9 protein-coding genes are annotated in these 14,394 nt (G+C 51.0%); 3 read left to right on the top strand and 6 right to left on the bottom strand.

Annotation, left to right across the window (positions count from 1 at the left end):
• Positions 1 to 327: 327 nt before the first annotated feature.
• Both ACSYSS_RS07915 and ACSYSS_RS07910 read right to left on the bottom strand, forming a co-directional pair.
• Positions 328 to 1,269, bottom strand: coding sequence for a CPBP family intramembrane glutamic endopeptidase (locus tag ACSYSS_RS07915; RefSeq protein WP_491703471.1), 942 nt, complete (start codon positions 1,267 to 1,269; stop codon positions 328 to 330).
• A 176-nt stretch (positions 1,270 to 1,445) separates the two neighbouring features.
• Positions 1,446 to 2,465, bottom strand: coding sequence for a CPBP family intramembrane glutamic endopeptidase (locus tag ACSYSS_RS07910; protein ID WP_491703470.1), 1,020 nt, complete (start codon positions 2,463 to 2,465; stop codon positions 1,446 to 1,448).
• Between the two features lie 126 nt (positions 2,466 to 2,591).
• Here ACSYSS_RS07910 and ACSYSS_RS07905 point away from each other — a divergent pair, with 126 nt between their 5' ends.
• Both ACSYSS_RS07905 and ACSYSS_RS07900 read left to right on the top strand, forming a co-directional pair.
• A complete protein-coding gene (locus ACSYSS_RS07905) occupies positions 2,592 to 4,241 on the top strand; it encodes an FAD-dependent oxidoreductase (RefSeq protein WP_491703469.1) in 1,650 nt (549 codons plus the stop codon).
• Between the two features lie 194 nt (positions 4,242 to 4,435).
• The gene (locus ACSYSS_RS07900; RefSeq protein ID WP_491703468.1) at positions 4,436 to 6,619 is read left to right on the top strand and encodes an LTA synthase family protein; all 2,184 of its coding nucleotides are present in this window, start codon (positions 4,436 to 4,438) and stop codon (positions 6,617 to 6,619) included.
• A 135-nt stretch (positions 6,620 to 6,754) separates the two neighbouring features.
• Here ACSYSS_RS07900 and ACSYSS_RS07895 read toward each other — a convergent pair whose 3' ends face one another.
• From ACSYSS_RS07895 to ACSYSS_RS07880, 4 genes are all read right to left on the bottom strand, one after another.
• The gene (locus tag ACSYSS_RS07895) at positions 6,755 to 7,912 is read right to left on the bottom strand and encodes an RES family NAD+ phosphorylase (RefSeq protein ID WP_491703467.1); all 1,158 of its coding nucleotides are present in this window, start codon (positions 7,910 to 7,912) and stop codon (positions 6,755 to 6,757) included.
• A gap of 15 nt (positions 7,913 to 7,927) precedes the next feature.
• Positions 7,928 to 8,929, bottom strand: coding sequence for a sce7725 family protein (locus ACSYSS_RS07890; protein ID WP_491703466.1), 1,002 nt, complete (start codon positions 8,927 to 8,929; stop codon positions 7,928 to 7,930).
• Between the two features lie 5 nt (positions 8,930 to 8,934).
• Positions 8,935 to 9,813 (bottom strand): sce7726 family protein, encoded by an 879-nt coding sequence (locus tag ACSYSS_RS07885; RefSeq protein ID WP_491703465.1) that lies wholly within the window; start codon positions 9,811 to 9,813, stop codon positions 8,935 to 8,937.
• Positions 9,814 to 9,912: 99 nt separating this feature from the next.
• Positions 9,913 to 11,460, bottom strand: a complete 1,548-nt coding sequence (locus ACSYSS_RS07880) for a hypothetical protein (protein ID WP_491703464.1) — start codon at positions 11,458 to 11,460, stop codon at positions 9,913 to 9,915.
• Between the two features lie 203 nt (positions 11,461 to 11,663).
• Here ACSYSS_RS07880 and ACSYSS_RS07875 point away from each other — a divergent pair, with 203 nt between their 5' ends.
• A complete protein-coding gene (locus ACSYSS_RS07875; protein ID WP_491703463.1) occupies positions 11,664 to 14,384 on the top strand; it encodes an RICIN domain-containing protein in 2,721 nt (906 codons plus the stop codon).
• Positions 14,385 to 14,394 lie beyond the last annotated feature (10 nt).

Raw genomic sequence — 14,394 nt, 5'->3', positions numbered from 1 at the left:
GAGTCGTTGAAGGCCTAATTGGATGGTCCATGCAGCATTTCAACTGCATGGACCATCTGCGTTTTACCTGATGATCTATAAAGCGTGGTCGGTCTGATTCTCCCGCGATGATGTCAATTGGGCTGTTGTTTCTGCCTCGTTGCCCTGTCTTGTCATGCACGGAGAAGAGGTGTATATTAATATGATTCTGATGTACGGGAATACGGATTCCATGGTATTGGAGGGAATCCGCTACGATGCTTCACCCTTGGGTTGTCGGTGTTACTGGAATTTCAGGTTGTTGGAATCTTCAATTGTCGAAATCCCGGCAATCATCATTGATTGCGGTCAGAACAGTGAAATATTGAGGAGCGACAGCACCGCCTCTGCAATGCAGAATGATGCCAGGATGATAAACAGAGGTGATATCCAGGATAGGTAAGGATGCCTGACTTGGCTTCTGCCATTCGTCATATATGTTTTTATCTGTCTACGCCGTAGGTACAGCACGACGCATATGATGGCAAGAGCAGCAAAGAAAACGATGTTGGTGGTGGTGTCGACGGTATCTTCGCCGATTTTTGTGGTCAGCCAGTCGCATCCTGATACAAGGACGAGGTTGTTGAACATGTGCATCAATATGGACCAGATGACTGAGTAGTTGTTGGCCACCCATCCAAGCGCCAACCCCATGATGAAGGCGGCTGAACCTTGTGGAAAGTCACGGTGCATCAGGCCGAACATTGTGGCCGAGGTGATTATGGCGAACAGACTGCCGAACCGCTCCAGCCTTGGCATGATGGTGCCTCTGAAAACCAGTTCCTCGACAATCGGGGCGACGATGTTCACGGATACGAAGGCGACGCCTGATGATGCGAGATCGCGGTTTATCAGGTCCTCCGAGGTCGGTGTATTGAAGCCCAACTGATGGTCGATTCCCTCAACTCCTGAGCCTACAAGGTTGGCTACGGACACCACCACGATGACGGCAAGCAGGCAGAGGATGAACCTTGGAATGGTCATTTTCTGCCGGGACTGAACGCGGACGTTGAGTACGCAACCCTCACGGTGTTCGCGGCCTTGTTTGCTGAAGTTAATTCCGATGAGGATAACGGCAACGACTACGATGCTGGAAAGTATGTCTATCCACGAATAGAATCCCGCGTTGTCGTACGATTTGTTTTTTGCGGCAAACGCCGACTCGGCTATTGAAGAACCGTACTTGATGACAAGAAAGAGAATGGCGATTGCCGAGGCAGCATTCATTGCCTTGCGCATTTGTTTGATCATTGTTCTGCCTTCATGTACCAGTCTTGTCTTTGTGGTCCTTGCGGTTTTTCCACAGTTGAAAAGATTATACCCGTTTTCGGATGCTGTCAGCAGACATATGGACTGACTTTGTTATGCATCTCAGGTTCGTGGCGTACATGTATGGCCATTCGATGAGGCGATTGGTGCGTTAGGGACTATGGACGTATAACGCTCAACAGCGCCACGGCAACCGACAAGGCTATGGTGACGAGAAACAGGGGTGAGCGCCATGATTTGAAAACGTGCGGTATGTTGGCATTTTGGGCGAAGTAGGTGCGTATACTTGCTCTCTTGGCGATGAACATGGCAATCATGACGGCGATGATTGCGAATATCGCAATGGCGTTCACTCCCAAGGCAACTAGCTGATCGTCGCCCCTGAAGAGTTCCATCAGCATGGGAATGCCAAGGCTCAGTATGGAGTTGTTGAATATGTGCATCGCCATCGACCATGTGATCGAATATTCAGAAGCCACCCATCCGTATGCCAGGCCTGAGAGGCCGGCGCCTATGCCCTGAACAAGGTCCTGATGCATGCAGCCGAAGAGGACTGCAGTGGTGACGATGGCAAACGGTTTGCCGTATCGCTCCAGCATCGGCATCGCGCACCCGCGGAACACGGTTTCTTCGATGATGGGAGCGATGATGCCAAAGGAAACCATTCCTACGACTGAACCTGTGCCTAGGCTTGTGGCAGTGTCGTTTGTCGATGTTCCGGACCAGCCGAGGGCATTGAACAACGCCTGCACGGCACCGCCGATGAAGGTTCCGATTTTCCCCACCCCCGTGGTGACCAGCAGGCACAGAACACAGTCTTTAAGGGTCATGGCATGGCGGGAACGCAAACGCACACCGCAGAAATACCCGGTTCTTTTACCCAGCTGTGTTCGGCTGAACACGGCAATGACGATGATGGCTGCGAAGATATCGGCGATGACCGTCAGCAGCGAGAGCACAATCGACTGCAAGTTGTTGTTTCCGCCCAAGGCATGGGTAAAGCGAATGACACCGAATAAGGCAAGACCACTTATGGCCTCCGTCAAGATTGAATACGTGAGCGTGACGGCTGAGGCTTGCCCTACATGATGTTCGGCTTGGCGTTCTGTTTGTTCGCAATCGTTGGCTGAACCTAGTGGATGTGGGCTCGGATGGGCCGATTCCGGATTGTGCTGCATGACTCTCCTGCGTTGCTTGGGGCGATCAAATTGCATCGCCGCTGTATTGGACAACGGTAACGTAGTCTTCGCGCCTGCTCCATAGACATCTTGCCGTGTCGCCACCAGTTGCGGTACAGTGGGGGCATGGATGAAAGCAACGAAACCGAACAAAATGAACTGCGCATCGCCGTCGTCGGAGCCGGCCCTGCAGGCGTGTATTCTTCCGACATCTTCTTGAAGGAGCTGGCCAAGCGCGGTGAAGAGCTGGGCTTGCCCACCACGGCCCGCATCGATCTATTCGAGAAGCTGCCAGTGCCGTTCGGCCTGGTGCGTTACGGTGTGGCCCCCGACCACCCTGCCATCAAATTCATCGCCGGGGCTTTGGAGAAGACGCTCGACAATCCTAATATTCATCTGTATTGTGACGTGGACTTCGGCAAGGACATCACGCTAGACGACCTGATGCCTCGATACGACGCTGTGCTGTTCGCCACGGGCGCCGTGGCCGATAAGCCGCTCGACCTTGCTGGTGCAAACCTCAGCGGTGTCTACGGCGCTGCCAGATTCGTGGAATGGTACGACGGATACCCCACCGGGGCGCATGAATGGCCGTTGGATGCCACCCAGGTGGCCGTGATCGGCGGCGGCAACGTGGCCATGGACGTATCGCGTGAGCTGATGCGCCGGGCCGATGATCTCAAAGCCACAACCGACATTCCCGACAACGTGTATGAGGGCATCAAAGTCAACAAGGCTCGTGAGTTGCACCTGTTCATCCGCAGAGGGGTGGCGCAGGCCAAGTTCTCTGTGCAGGAGTTGCGGGAGCTTGAAAAGCTGCCGGGCGTGCAGATTATCGTTAACGACGATGACTTCGAACTGGACGATGACACCATCGAGGCTGCAGGGAAAGACAAACTGACCCGCCAGATGGTGGAGGAGCTCTATGCCGTGCGTGACATGGCAGAAGACATGGCCGCGGATGCCGACGAGAACGGCAATGGCGGCACCGACTTTGAAGGGAACCCTGCCGACAAGAAATATTACATTCATTTCAACTGCGACCCTGTGGAAGTGCTGGGCGCGGATGGGAAGGTCACCGGTCTGCGTGTGGAGCGCACTCAAACCGGTGCCGACGGGGTGATGAGGCGGACCGGGGAATTCGCCCAATATCCCGTTCAGGCCGTGTACCACGCCATCGGCTACAAGCCCGCGAGCGTGGAAGGGGTGCCGTACGACACCCGCAGGAGCGTCTTGGCCAACCAGGATGGCCGCATCTGCACCCAGGCAGGTATCGAAAACGGCAAGGCCGACGAGGTGTGCCCAGGCCTTTACGCCACCGGCTGGGCCAAGCGTGGGCCTGTTGGTTTGATCGGTTCCACCAAATCCGACGCGTTGGCCATCGTGAGCAATATGCTGGAGGATCTGGCTGCTTCAAGGGGCGCCGCGTCTGCCGGCCAGGGAAGTGCCAAGGCCGCTGAGACCAAGGTCGGAGAAGTCGTTGCTGAAACCCTGAGAAGTGTTGAGGATGCAGAGCAGCCAAGTGCCGCGAGGATCTCCAACGCCTCTGAGCCTTCGGGGCTGGTCGATGAGGCGCAGCGCACTTGTGCCAATGCCACCGACCGTGATCCGCAGTCCATCGACCGACTGCTTGCCGAGCGCGGCGTAAAGCCCATCGACTTTGCAGGGTGGAAGCGTGTGGATGCCTATGAGCGTGCCGAAGGCGCCAAGGAAGGCCGTGAACACAAGAAGGTGGTCGATGCCGAGCAGTTGCGTGCGCTCGCCCACGGTGAATAACGGCATTTCTCTTTGAATTTTCTCAGCCGGGTCTGCGACAATAGGTAAATGTGTTGAATATGTAGGTAGAAGTTTGCTAATATGTTGTGCCGGTTAAAAGAGGCCATCGATAGTTTTTGAACAAGTGCAGTAATGACAATGCTGGATTATCCATGGCCGTGAGAGCTATGTAAGTTGTGGGGATTATCAATCGTATGGGAAGTATAGGTAGGCATGCCGCTGCTGGTTCGGATGATGTGGTAAAGACGCATCGGTTGCGTGAGTTGGCATCTCGCATCAAACAGCCGTTCGAGCCGGCATGGTCTAGGTTTTCTCCCTATTGGGAATCATGGAAGCGCATCTGGAACAAGCGCTGGAAGTTCTCCTATGTGCTGTATGCAGTGGTGTTTCTGTTCGTTACGGCTGTCTCGGTGTGCCTGCTGCAGTGGGGCATGTACCAAGACCCTGATTTTGATCCCTCCATGGACTTGGCGACGCGTCAATCGCAAAGTGTTGTGGCGCAAGTCACCACGTTTGTCAGCAACGTCTGGATTCACCATGACAACCGATTCCTGCTTAACTGCATTGTTCTAGGGTTCATATACCTCTTCCTGGTCGTGTTCATCAACCGTTTCTGGGGTGCCACCGCCATATTCGGCGCGGTGATGATCGTGTGGGCCGTGGCCAATAAATTCAAGGTCGAGCTTCGCAATGAACCGGTGCTGCCCTCCGATCTGAGTTTCGTTTCGGGCGGAAACACCAAAAGCATCCTCTCCTTTATTCCGCCTAACGAAATGGCAATTGTCCATCGTTTCGTCAAAATACTGATTCTGCTTGTCGTTGCCTGCCTGCTGTTGCAGGTGCTTGATAAGCGCCGTGGCTTCATCACCACGCACTGGCGCCATCCTATGGCCAATGCCAAGGTGATTGCGGGGAACGTGACGCGCGTTGTGGCCGTGGTGGTGAGTTTCGCGCTCGTTTTCTCCTTCACATGGACTCTTGGAACTCCGAATTCGTGGTCAAAGCAGTGGGCCGCTTCCATGGGGGATGCACCCCAGGTATGGAATGGGCTCGGGGACGCCACCAGCAACGGTCCGGCCATGAATTTCCTGCGGCTTATGCACGTCAAGGCCATGGACAAGCCCGATGGGTATAGCGAGCAAACGATGCGTGACGTGGCCAAGCGCTATGAAGCCGAGGCCGTCAACATCAATAAGTCGCGGGCCAGCAAACTCACTGACAACACGGTGATCATGATCCTTTCCGAGTCGTTCTCCGACCCGCTGCGCGTGCCCGGAATCTCGTTGAGCGAAGACCCGATGCCGAACATCAGGAACATCAAGGCGGGGACCACTTCGGGCTTCATGCTTTCGCCAGGGTATGGCGGGGGCACCGCGAACATTGAGTATCAGGCGCTCACCGGCATGTCTATGGCCAACTTCAACCCCTCTCTTTCCGTGCCCTACCAACAGCTTGTGCCCAAGCAGAAATGGGCTCCGGCCTTCGACCAGATCTGGAACGCCGCTTACGGCAAGCAGAGCTCGCAGGCTGTGCACAGCTATATCAGCAACATGTACTTCCGAGACGTGAACTATAAGAAGTTCGGTTTCAACAAGTTCTGGACGACCGACAACGACAAGACGCCGATCAAGGATTGCGCCCCGATTGATTCGGCCTGGTACGATGCCGATTCATGCACATACCAGAATGTGCTGGACCATTTGAACACCGACAAGGGCGCCAACCAGTTCCTGCAGGTGCTCACCATGCAGAATCATTTGCCATACGACGACTGGTATCAGAACAATCAATTCAAGAGCGAAGATGAGTCTGTTGGCCTTTCAGACACCGAACGCACTTCGGTGGATACGTATGCCAAGGGTGTGAGTTACACCGACCAGGCCACGCTCGATTTCCTCAACCAGCTTGACGGCGTGAACCGGCCCATCACCGTGATTTTCTACGGCGACCACCTGCCGGGCATCTACGACACGGCATCGAAGGATCCGAAGAATATTCTCGGCCTGCATGAGACCGATTACTTCATCTGGTCGAACCAGGCTTCTGCGGCACACGGCATGAAGTTGCAGGATGCTGATGTCCAGTACACTTCATCGAATTATTTCATGGAACAGACGGCGCAGCATCTGGGCGCGAAAGTGTCATCGTATCTGGCGTTCCTCACCGAGCTGCACGCCGCAGTGCCGGCCATGTCCATCCCGGCTTCGGCGGGGACGGACGACAATCCGGTGTACCTTGATGCCAACGGCCAAAGAGTTGAGCCCAAGCAGCTTTCTGCGAAGGCCAAGGAGCTGCTCAACGATTACAAGCTGATTCAGTACGATGTTTCGTGCGGCAAGAACTATCTTAAGGATATGAACTTTATGCAGATGCCGTGAGGAGCAATATGTATGCATGTCAATATGACTGTCATCAAGATATTACGACAGTTATGGAATGACAGTCATAATGAGCATACCTTGTTTGACCATGGATTGGGAACGATGATGGTGTTATTGAATAGCCCAGCAAGGTTAACTGACTGTACCATAGGGTTCTCTATTGTATGTTAGCGACGTAATACGCTCAGTCTCCACGTCATCGCCACATTTGAATACTTCCGAATCAAAGAAACAATAGTTCGCTCCTCCTGCGAAGAGCGTGCTATCGTACTTCACCCCATCCACATCCAGCTCCTTGCAGACTGATTTGATATATTCAGCAACATATTGGGTGGGAACGTATTCCACCGGACTATCGCTGCTGCGCATCGGCTTTGCGAATTCTCGAGGCAAATCGTGCAACAGCTGGTGATTAGCCGCATAGGTTTTTAAAATATTGGCATCGTCAATATCATCAATACCCTCAATATCAAAGGGGCTCAGTCTTTCCAACTGAGATAGGTCCACAACTTGTATGTGTTGTTTCTGTCTTTGCACCAGATAATCTTCGTTTGCCGCGAAGTGGCCAAATGACACCACATCGAATGCGCCAGCACGCACTTCCATGCATGCGGTCTCTTTGGTGTCGGCCAAGTAGAGCTCGCTGATACCGGCAGGATTGATCCTACCGGCACTTGCACGCTCTTGGGGAGGAGCTTTCATGCCGTCTGGCCCAAATCCGCATCCATCGTATGATATGCGGGCACGCACCAGATGAGCCTTGGTGCAATCCACAATGGATTGGGCCAGCAGTATCTTCAACGAATCAATTGCAAGAGTTTTTACATGATATCGATTAAGATGCTTGATCTCCTCGGAGAAGTCACTCCACGTACCAACACTCAGAGCTCGTACATCATCATTGATTTGAAGCGTGACTGCTTGATGAATGACATTTGGTTTGACTAGTTTCCGATGTGAATCCGAGTCGCCATACAATGCATCAAGCAATCGTTGCATTGCGGCATCGTCCATCTTGTCGCTGACAAACTCCCAATCCTTCTTGAGCGATGCCGCCAAAGATCGTCCACCCCTGCCCGCGCCGGCCACACTATACAAATCGATAATAGGCCCAAGTGCATCACGTAGCGTGTCGCCGACGATGCCTAACGAGTAAACTTCTACGTCCGATGAACCGCAGAAGCTGCATATCTCCTTTGGCGGCAGCTGCCCAGAAGACGTATAGGTAGCCTGCAACTGCGCAGTCAGCACTGCATCCGAAAAGCACTGCTCACAACATTGTGAAGGCATGATATTGCAACTCCTTTACTTTCTCGTTGCCGCTTGCCCATCAAGGTATCGTCCCATCAGCTCGAGATGGTGCATGATCGATAGCCGTTTCGCCACACCAAGCCCTGGGAATGATTGGCCTTCATAATAATCTTGAAACATATCCAAAGCGGCGCTCGATTCTAACAGTCCAGAATTCATGTCCTTCATCATCAAGCTGACGGCTTGCAAAAACTTCGTTCCACCTTCGTGATAATCGCTGCTTGACTTCGACACATAATGCCTTACCATAAGTTGCTTATCATCGCCAAAATATACCATATGGATGGCAACGGCATGAGCGGCCCAACCGCCTTTGCGATAGCCGGAACCCACAATTGAGAAATCCGCGAAACCACTGTCCCCCCGGTCCATATACTTCAGGTGTTCAGTGGAAAATAGCTCATCTTTGTAAGCCGGTGGCTCACTGTCGATGTAGTCGGCGTTCCGGGGTTTGCTCGGGAAGGAATCATGCAGCCTGATTGTTTCCGTTGCACGAGTATTCGTACCCTGGACCAAGGTGTCGTTGAAATCTTTCTTTACCACTGCCGTATCTTGATACAGCAGCCTCGTAGGATTCAGTTTGGCGAGATCAATGACCTTGCCGTCCCCATCTCGCTCATATCTATTTTCCCGCATAATGCATAGTAAATCATCCATATTCTGTATTGCCTCGATGCATGTGCGGTAACGTTCCCAATGTTCATTGAAGATAACCGCTGGAATCACGCTGGAATTATCGTCGACGAAACGTTCCAGTTCCTTGACTTGTGTATCATCGGTGCTATCAAAATCGCCATACTCTGGATTCAGCACAACGACGACTTTCCTGTCTTTCTCGCGGAAAACATTCAAGGTACTCAACAGGGTAGAGGAGGCTTTTACCGGCTCGATGACTGGCAAGATAAGCGGACTCAATAAATCGTCGTTGAGTAGGTTTTTCAACGCCAGAAGTTCTTCCTGACGACCACGAAGATATGGGTAGTACCGATATGTCATGAGCCTCATCCCCTTTGATAGGTTGTATCTAATAATGTATGCAACTGATTACCAGTATACCGTCCATTGGCAAAATATACCATTGATTCAAGCCCAAGTGGCATGTGGTCGGGCTGGCGCCGTTCTTTTGGCCTACGTAATTTCAATGTCTGCATCACTAATTTTTGGGCATCTTGAATCGGAAGGTGTTCGAACCAATCACGACATGCCTCATACATGAATACCGGCTGTACGTCGGGGAGTGTTTTGAATACCTGATAGGTCAGGCGTTCGTATTCCGGCTTTCGCAGCATAGCAAACAGATGACGGTGAGAGAGCAAAGCGTCATACTCTTTGGGTTCGCGAATATGTCTGGCGCTGATCGCCTGACGAGGGGTCAAGGCATAGATGCCAGCAGCAGACCCAAATTCACCAAACTTGGCCAATGCGTTAATCGCTTTCTGAAAATGTCGTTCCGGCACCACCACAGTCACATAGGAGAATGCCTTGAAGTAATCGGATACTTGAGTTTTCAGCCGATCAAAATTGTCTAGGTCCGACTTTATTTCATAAGCCTTGCCCTTGCCATTGATCATCACGAAATCGGCGATGGATTCACCGACGCGAAGCTGGCGGAATGCCACGGTTGTGCGCAGGCTATGCTTCTTCACCAAGATTTTCTCAAACAACGTATTCTGGTAGAAATATTCGTTTCGATTATGCTCGGCCAAGAAGTTGTATAAACCGGAGAACACATCCTGGTACGTCATCGATTCGCTCAAAGCCATTGGCATGCAGGTTTCGACTGCAGCGTTGAGCACAGAGCTGAATCCCGTGGATAACAAAGAATCGAAGACTTTTGTGGTAAACACATGGTTCAGGGAGCAAACGTCCACACTGTCCATGGCGTGATCTCCCTCTACCTGAATAATTCAGACCTCGCAGGTTTTTCTTTCCCGTCTGCAAGTAAGAAAACTCTTATGAACATAATGGTATCAACGTCGTCAACATGGTATTTCTGCCGCTTCGGACTCTTTGAAAGCATGCTCCTTAGGGCATATCCGCTCGTTGAACAGTTGCTTGGCGTATTTCACAGTCAGATACGTGGCAACGGTTCCAACAATGTCCCAAAGTATGGAAACCTGATCCAAAACGGATTGGCCTTTCAGCTGATTCACAATGTCGAGCAATAGGTTTGCAGCGTCTTGAGGTATGCTGAGTGCCTTCAAAACTATGATTTGTATTCCTATGCCGGATAGTGCAAATGGCAAAGTGCGGATGTACCAACGAGTTGCATATCCCTCATATACGTCCTTGAACGCATACAGGAGCGCGATAGTCTCAACAGCCAAGAAGACGAGGCATAGTGCCACAGCTGTATAAAACAGAAGCTGCACCGCTTTTTGCATATCCTGCTGATTAAATAGATTATTAACGCCAGTCATGCCTAACGCTGCAGTCATTAAGGACAACAGCAAAAAATAAATTGTATTTGCAATCAAAACAATTTTAGTTTGCCAGTTTGGGTATGTACGTTTGTTGAAAATGTAAAAGCCTATCATGGAGCCCGCTACTGCTATGATGGCGAACAAGCCCCCCCAAAGGCCTATGCTGAAGAATCCAATCGATATCGCAAGGCCGCCAAATCCTAAGGTAACGAACGCAAACAAGAAAGCTAGTGCTCCTATTAACAATGCACGTAAAAACGCGCACTTTCCACTAAACTTCGACTTTGCTATGTCATAGAATGTGTTTGCCACAAGAACAGCGCCGATTAAACTCACTGCAATGCAACCACAGCAAAGTAAAATTTTCCAAAAAACAGATTTGCATAGAACCAGAACGATATAAAGCAGCAAACCACCGAGAACACAAAGCAGCATGCCTGGTAAAAACTTGGGAATGTCGCTCTTAATCGTCTCTTTGAGATTGAATTCCTCAAGGTTGCGCCGCACGTTTTTCCAGAGCGATTGATGGCTTTGCTGTTTTTTGTTTGAACTAGCATTGTCGGTTTCTGTGCACAGATTTTTATATGACTTCTTTGCCGGGAACACACGGTCATTCCACAAGTTGGAACAATAATTCACGATGATGAAAGAGACAACAATGTCTATAACCTTGGGAATGCTACCCTTATTGATATCAGCAACGATTCCATTGCCCGCTTTGCCTAAATCCGTAGGATTGCAAAAATCGACCCCACAAAATCCTATATATGCAGCAAGGCTTGCAACAACATAGGGCCAAGTACGCATGAACCATCTTAAAGATCGTTGCTCGAAGCAGTCTCGTATGCAAGCAACAAAAACCGCGATCTCAATCAGAAGGCAAATAACGGTTATTGCCAAGAGCCCATATGCTGCTATGGCATCGCCAGTGGTCTTCGGTGACCTATGCTGCTTTGCAAATGAAAGTAATGTGTCTAAGAAAGCCGCGGCTGTCAGAAACAATAATACTGAGTACACAATATGAGCTATGCCAACCACGCATTCAGCTATGGTCTCAACTCTGTTCTCAGAAGAAGTATTAGCTTCGTTACACATTTCTGTCATTTTCGGCCTCTTTTACTGAGAGCAATTCTATAGCTTCATGGACTGCTCGTATACGTGTGGGTTCGTTGGATTAGCGGGCTGAGTGGCGAGGTCGTTCAAGTCTGAGTCTTTAAATCTTGCAGTGAAACAGGTAGAAGGGCGTTTATATGGTGGAGGCATTGAGGAAGTGTGAATTAGCTTGGGGATGTACTAAAATGATGAATATGTCTAGTTTTTCTGTACGGAAAGTATTGGCACTCGGATCGGCTGCCGCATTGCTCGGCGTATTGGCGACGCCTCCTGCTTTGGCTGCCACGTCAGATAGGATGGTCGGCTCGCAGCCGGCTGCGGCGCAGAGCATCGGTGACCAGAACCAGACCAGTGGTGCCAGTTCGGATTCAATGCCGGGCAACCCCTCGCAGAAGCTTCCGAGCAAGGTGAGTGCCGCCGTGCCGGATGATGCCACCGTGGTGGCGCCGAACCTGGCGACGAAGAGCGACGGCACCACAGTCAATCTTGCAACCGGCGAGAAAGTGACCGATTCCAAGATTGTGGGCACGGCGACCCAGCAGCCCGATCCTTTGGCGAAAACCAATGGACGCAAGTTCATTCCAGTTGAGGCCAGTGAGGTGAAGAGCGCTGTGCAAGCCAAGGGTGGTGACGCAACGGCTTCGAAGCAAGGTCAGTCTGCACAGAGCGATGCCGATGGTTCTGAGAATCACGCTCAAGGGTCAAGCTATAGGGAAACGAGCGCCAAGAGCGGCAAAGCGCGCAATGCTGTGCTCTCCAACGATTCAAGTCAGAGCAATTCGCAGAGACCCACAGTAAGGAATGCGGCGTTGCAGAACAACCAATACGGGGCATATTGGGGCTCCTACAACGGCTCGCCTGCATTCTTCGAGGCCGGTGGCAATCTTTTCGCTCAGCAGGCCAAAGGCGTGATCGACGTTTCGGAGCACCAGGGAACCATCGATTGGCAGGCCGTGAAGAATTCCGGTGTGGATGGTGCCATTATTCGCATCGCTTACGGATGGGACAATCGACTTGACTACCAAGCGCAACGCAATGTGAGCGAATGCAAGCGGCTGGGCATTCCCTTCGGTGTCTACTTGTATTCGTATGCCTATGATAACGGCGGTGCCAGCGAGGAAGGCGCGGACTTGGCGAGGAAGCTCAGGCAGATCGGCGTAGGCCCATCCGACTTGAGCTACCCGGCGTTCTACGATCTGGAGGGATTTTCATGGGTCGGCCACCCGCACCCCACGGATTCATGGACCTACGACGGCATCGTGAACTCGTGGTATGGGCAGATGCAGGCCGCCGGTTACAACAATCTTTCGGTGTATTCCTATACCTATTACCTCAATACGGCGCTCAATTCGGGCAATATCCACTCCAAGACCCGCTGGGTGGCCAGCTACGGCTCGCGCACAGGTTTCAATTACTCAACCAATGAGCGCGGCTGGCAGTATGCCGACAATGGTAACGTGCCGGGCATCGGCAATGTGGACATCAATGCGTTCGGGAACGCCAATTATGCGGAAGGTTGGCCGTGGGGGAGCGCGGTCTCAACGCCAATCAGTAGTCATAGGGCAATCGTGGTGAATGACAACAGTTACTATATCAGTTCCCGAAAGCTTGATTCGTCTGGTTTTGATGTACCAGATGCTTCTTCATCTAATAGTGTTCGGATTCAACTACTCAATGCTGGTCAGTCTGGTGCTCAACAATTCAGTTTCACTAAGCAATCTGATAATTCTTATAAGATAGTAAATGTGCATTCCGGTAAGGCGCTGGATGTTCCCAATGGTCAGGCCTTTGCTGGAGCTTCGGTGCAACAATATACTTCTAATGATACAAGTTCACAACGTTGGTATCTCCGCGACGCAGGTAATGGTGGTATGTATATTCAGTCCAAGTTGGGCAATTGGGTGATTGATCTGCCATCGGGTAGCACAAATAATAATACAAAACTACAGCTTTGGGAACCTAACTATACAGTCAGTCAGCAATTCATTTTAAGTACCGTATCAACTTTACCTAGCGGATCGGTACGTGTGAATTCAACGATCGACGGCAATGAAGTCTTTGATATTCCTTCTGGTTCCACCGCTAACGGGGTACGGTTGCAGGTATATCAGTGGAACAACACCGATGCGCAAAAATATCGTTTCCGCGAAGTCGGCAATGCGATTTATGAGATTTCCAATGTGAATTCCGGCAAAGTCATTGATTTGAATTCCGGCATACAGACTAATGGCGCTGTAATTGATCAATATGCCAGTAATGGTACTTGTTCACAGCATTGGGCTGTCCGAGAAATCAAGCAAGGTCAGTATGCCTTTTATTCCGCGTGTACGGCGGATAGCGCGATTGATTTGCCCTCAGGTCTTGCGCATAATGGCAATAGGCTGCAACTCTATTCCGGCAACGGTACGCTCTCGCAGAGCTGGACGCTTTCTAAGGCTAGAGGAACGAGAGACGATATTGATGAGCTTGCAGCCGCAAATAGGAAAGAACTTGCAGATGGCGTATATGCGATTGGTACGAAGTTGAATTCATCCCAAAAGATTGATGTGCCCAATGGTTCAAAGGAAAATTCTGTGATATTGCAGTTGTATAGGTCGAATAACACACAATCTCAGCGTTGGCGTGTAAGTCATGATTCACAAGGATATATAACTCTTTCGAGTGTGTTGAGCGGCAAGGTCCTTGATGTGCATAATGGCAGTCATACACCGGGGGCATTGGTTCAGCAATATCAATCAAATGGAACTCTGTCGCAGAAATGGATTGCTGTAAAATCAGGCGATGGGTACAAACTGGTATCGGCATTGGACAAGAATATCGTGCTCGACGCTCGTTACGGTTCCTCTGCAAATGGCACCAAGCTCCAGACGTACACTGACAATGGTACGAGTTCGCAGATTTGGCTGTTTAGTTAAGACTTAGGCC

This window comes from Bifidobacterium sp. ESL1118, assembly GCF_058505595.1.
This window is presented reverse-complemented; position numbering and strand designations above follow the sequence as displayed.

Bases quoted from the DNA above. Each gene is read 5' to 3' on its own strand.
- ACSYSS_RS07910 (WP_491703470.1), bottom strand. From the start codon at position 2,465: ATGCAGCACAATCCGGAATCGGCCCATCCGAGCCCACATCCACTAGGT.
- ACSYSS_RS07895 (WP_491703467.1), bottom strand. From the start codon at position 7,912: ATGCCTTCACAATGTTGTGAGCAGTGCTTTTCGGATGCAGTGCTGACT.
- ACSYSS_RS07875 (WP_491703463.1), top strand. From the start codon at position 11,664: ATGTCTAGTTTTTCTGTACGGAAAGTATTGGCACTCGGATCGGCTGCC.
- ACSYSS_RS07905 (WP_491703469.1), top strand. From the start codon at position 2,592: ATGGATGAAAGCAACGAAACCGAACAAAATGAACTGCGCATCGCCGTC.
- ACSYSS_RS07900 (WP_491703468.1), top strand. From the start codon at position 4,436: ATGGGAAGTATAGGTAGGCATGCCGCTGCTGGTTCGGATGATGTGGTA.
- ACSYSS_RS07890 (WP_491703466.1), bottom strand. From the start codon at position 8,929: ATGACATATCGGTACTACCCATATCTTCGTGGTCGTCAGGAAGAACTT.
- ACSYSS_RS07880 (WP_491703464.1), bottom strand. From the start codon at position 11,460: ATGACAGAAATGTGTAACGAAGCTAATACTTCTTCTGAGAACAGAGTT.
- ACSYSS_RS07885 (WP_491703465.1), bottom strand. From the start codon at position 9,813: ATGGACAGTGTGGACGTTTGCTCCCTGAACCATGTGTTTACCACAAAA.
- ACSYSS_RS07915 (WP_491703471.1), bottom strand. From the start codon at position 1,269: ATGATCAAACAAATGCGCAAGGCAATGAATGCTGCCTCGGCAATCGCC.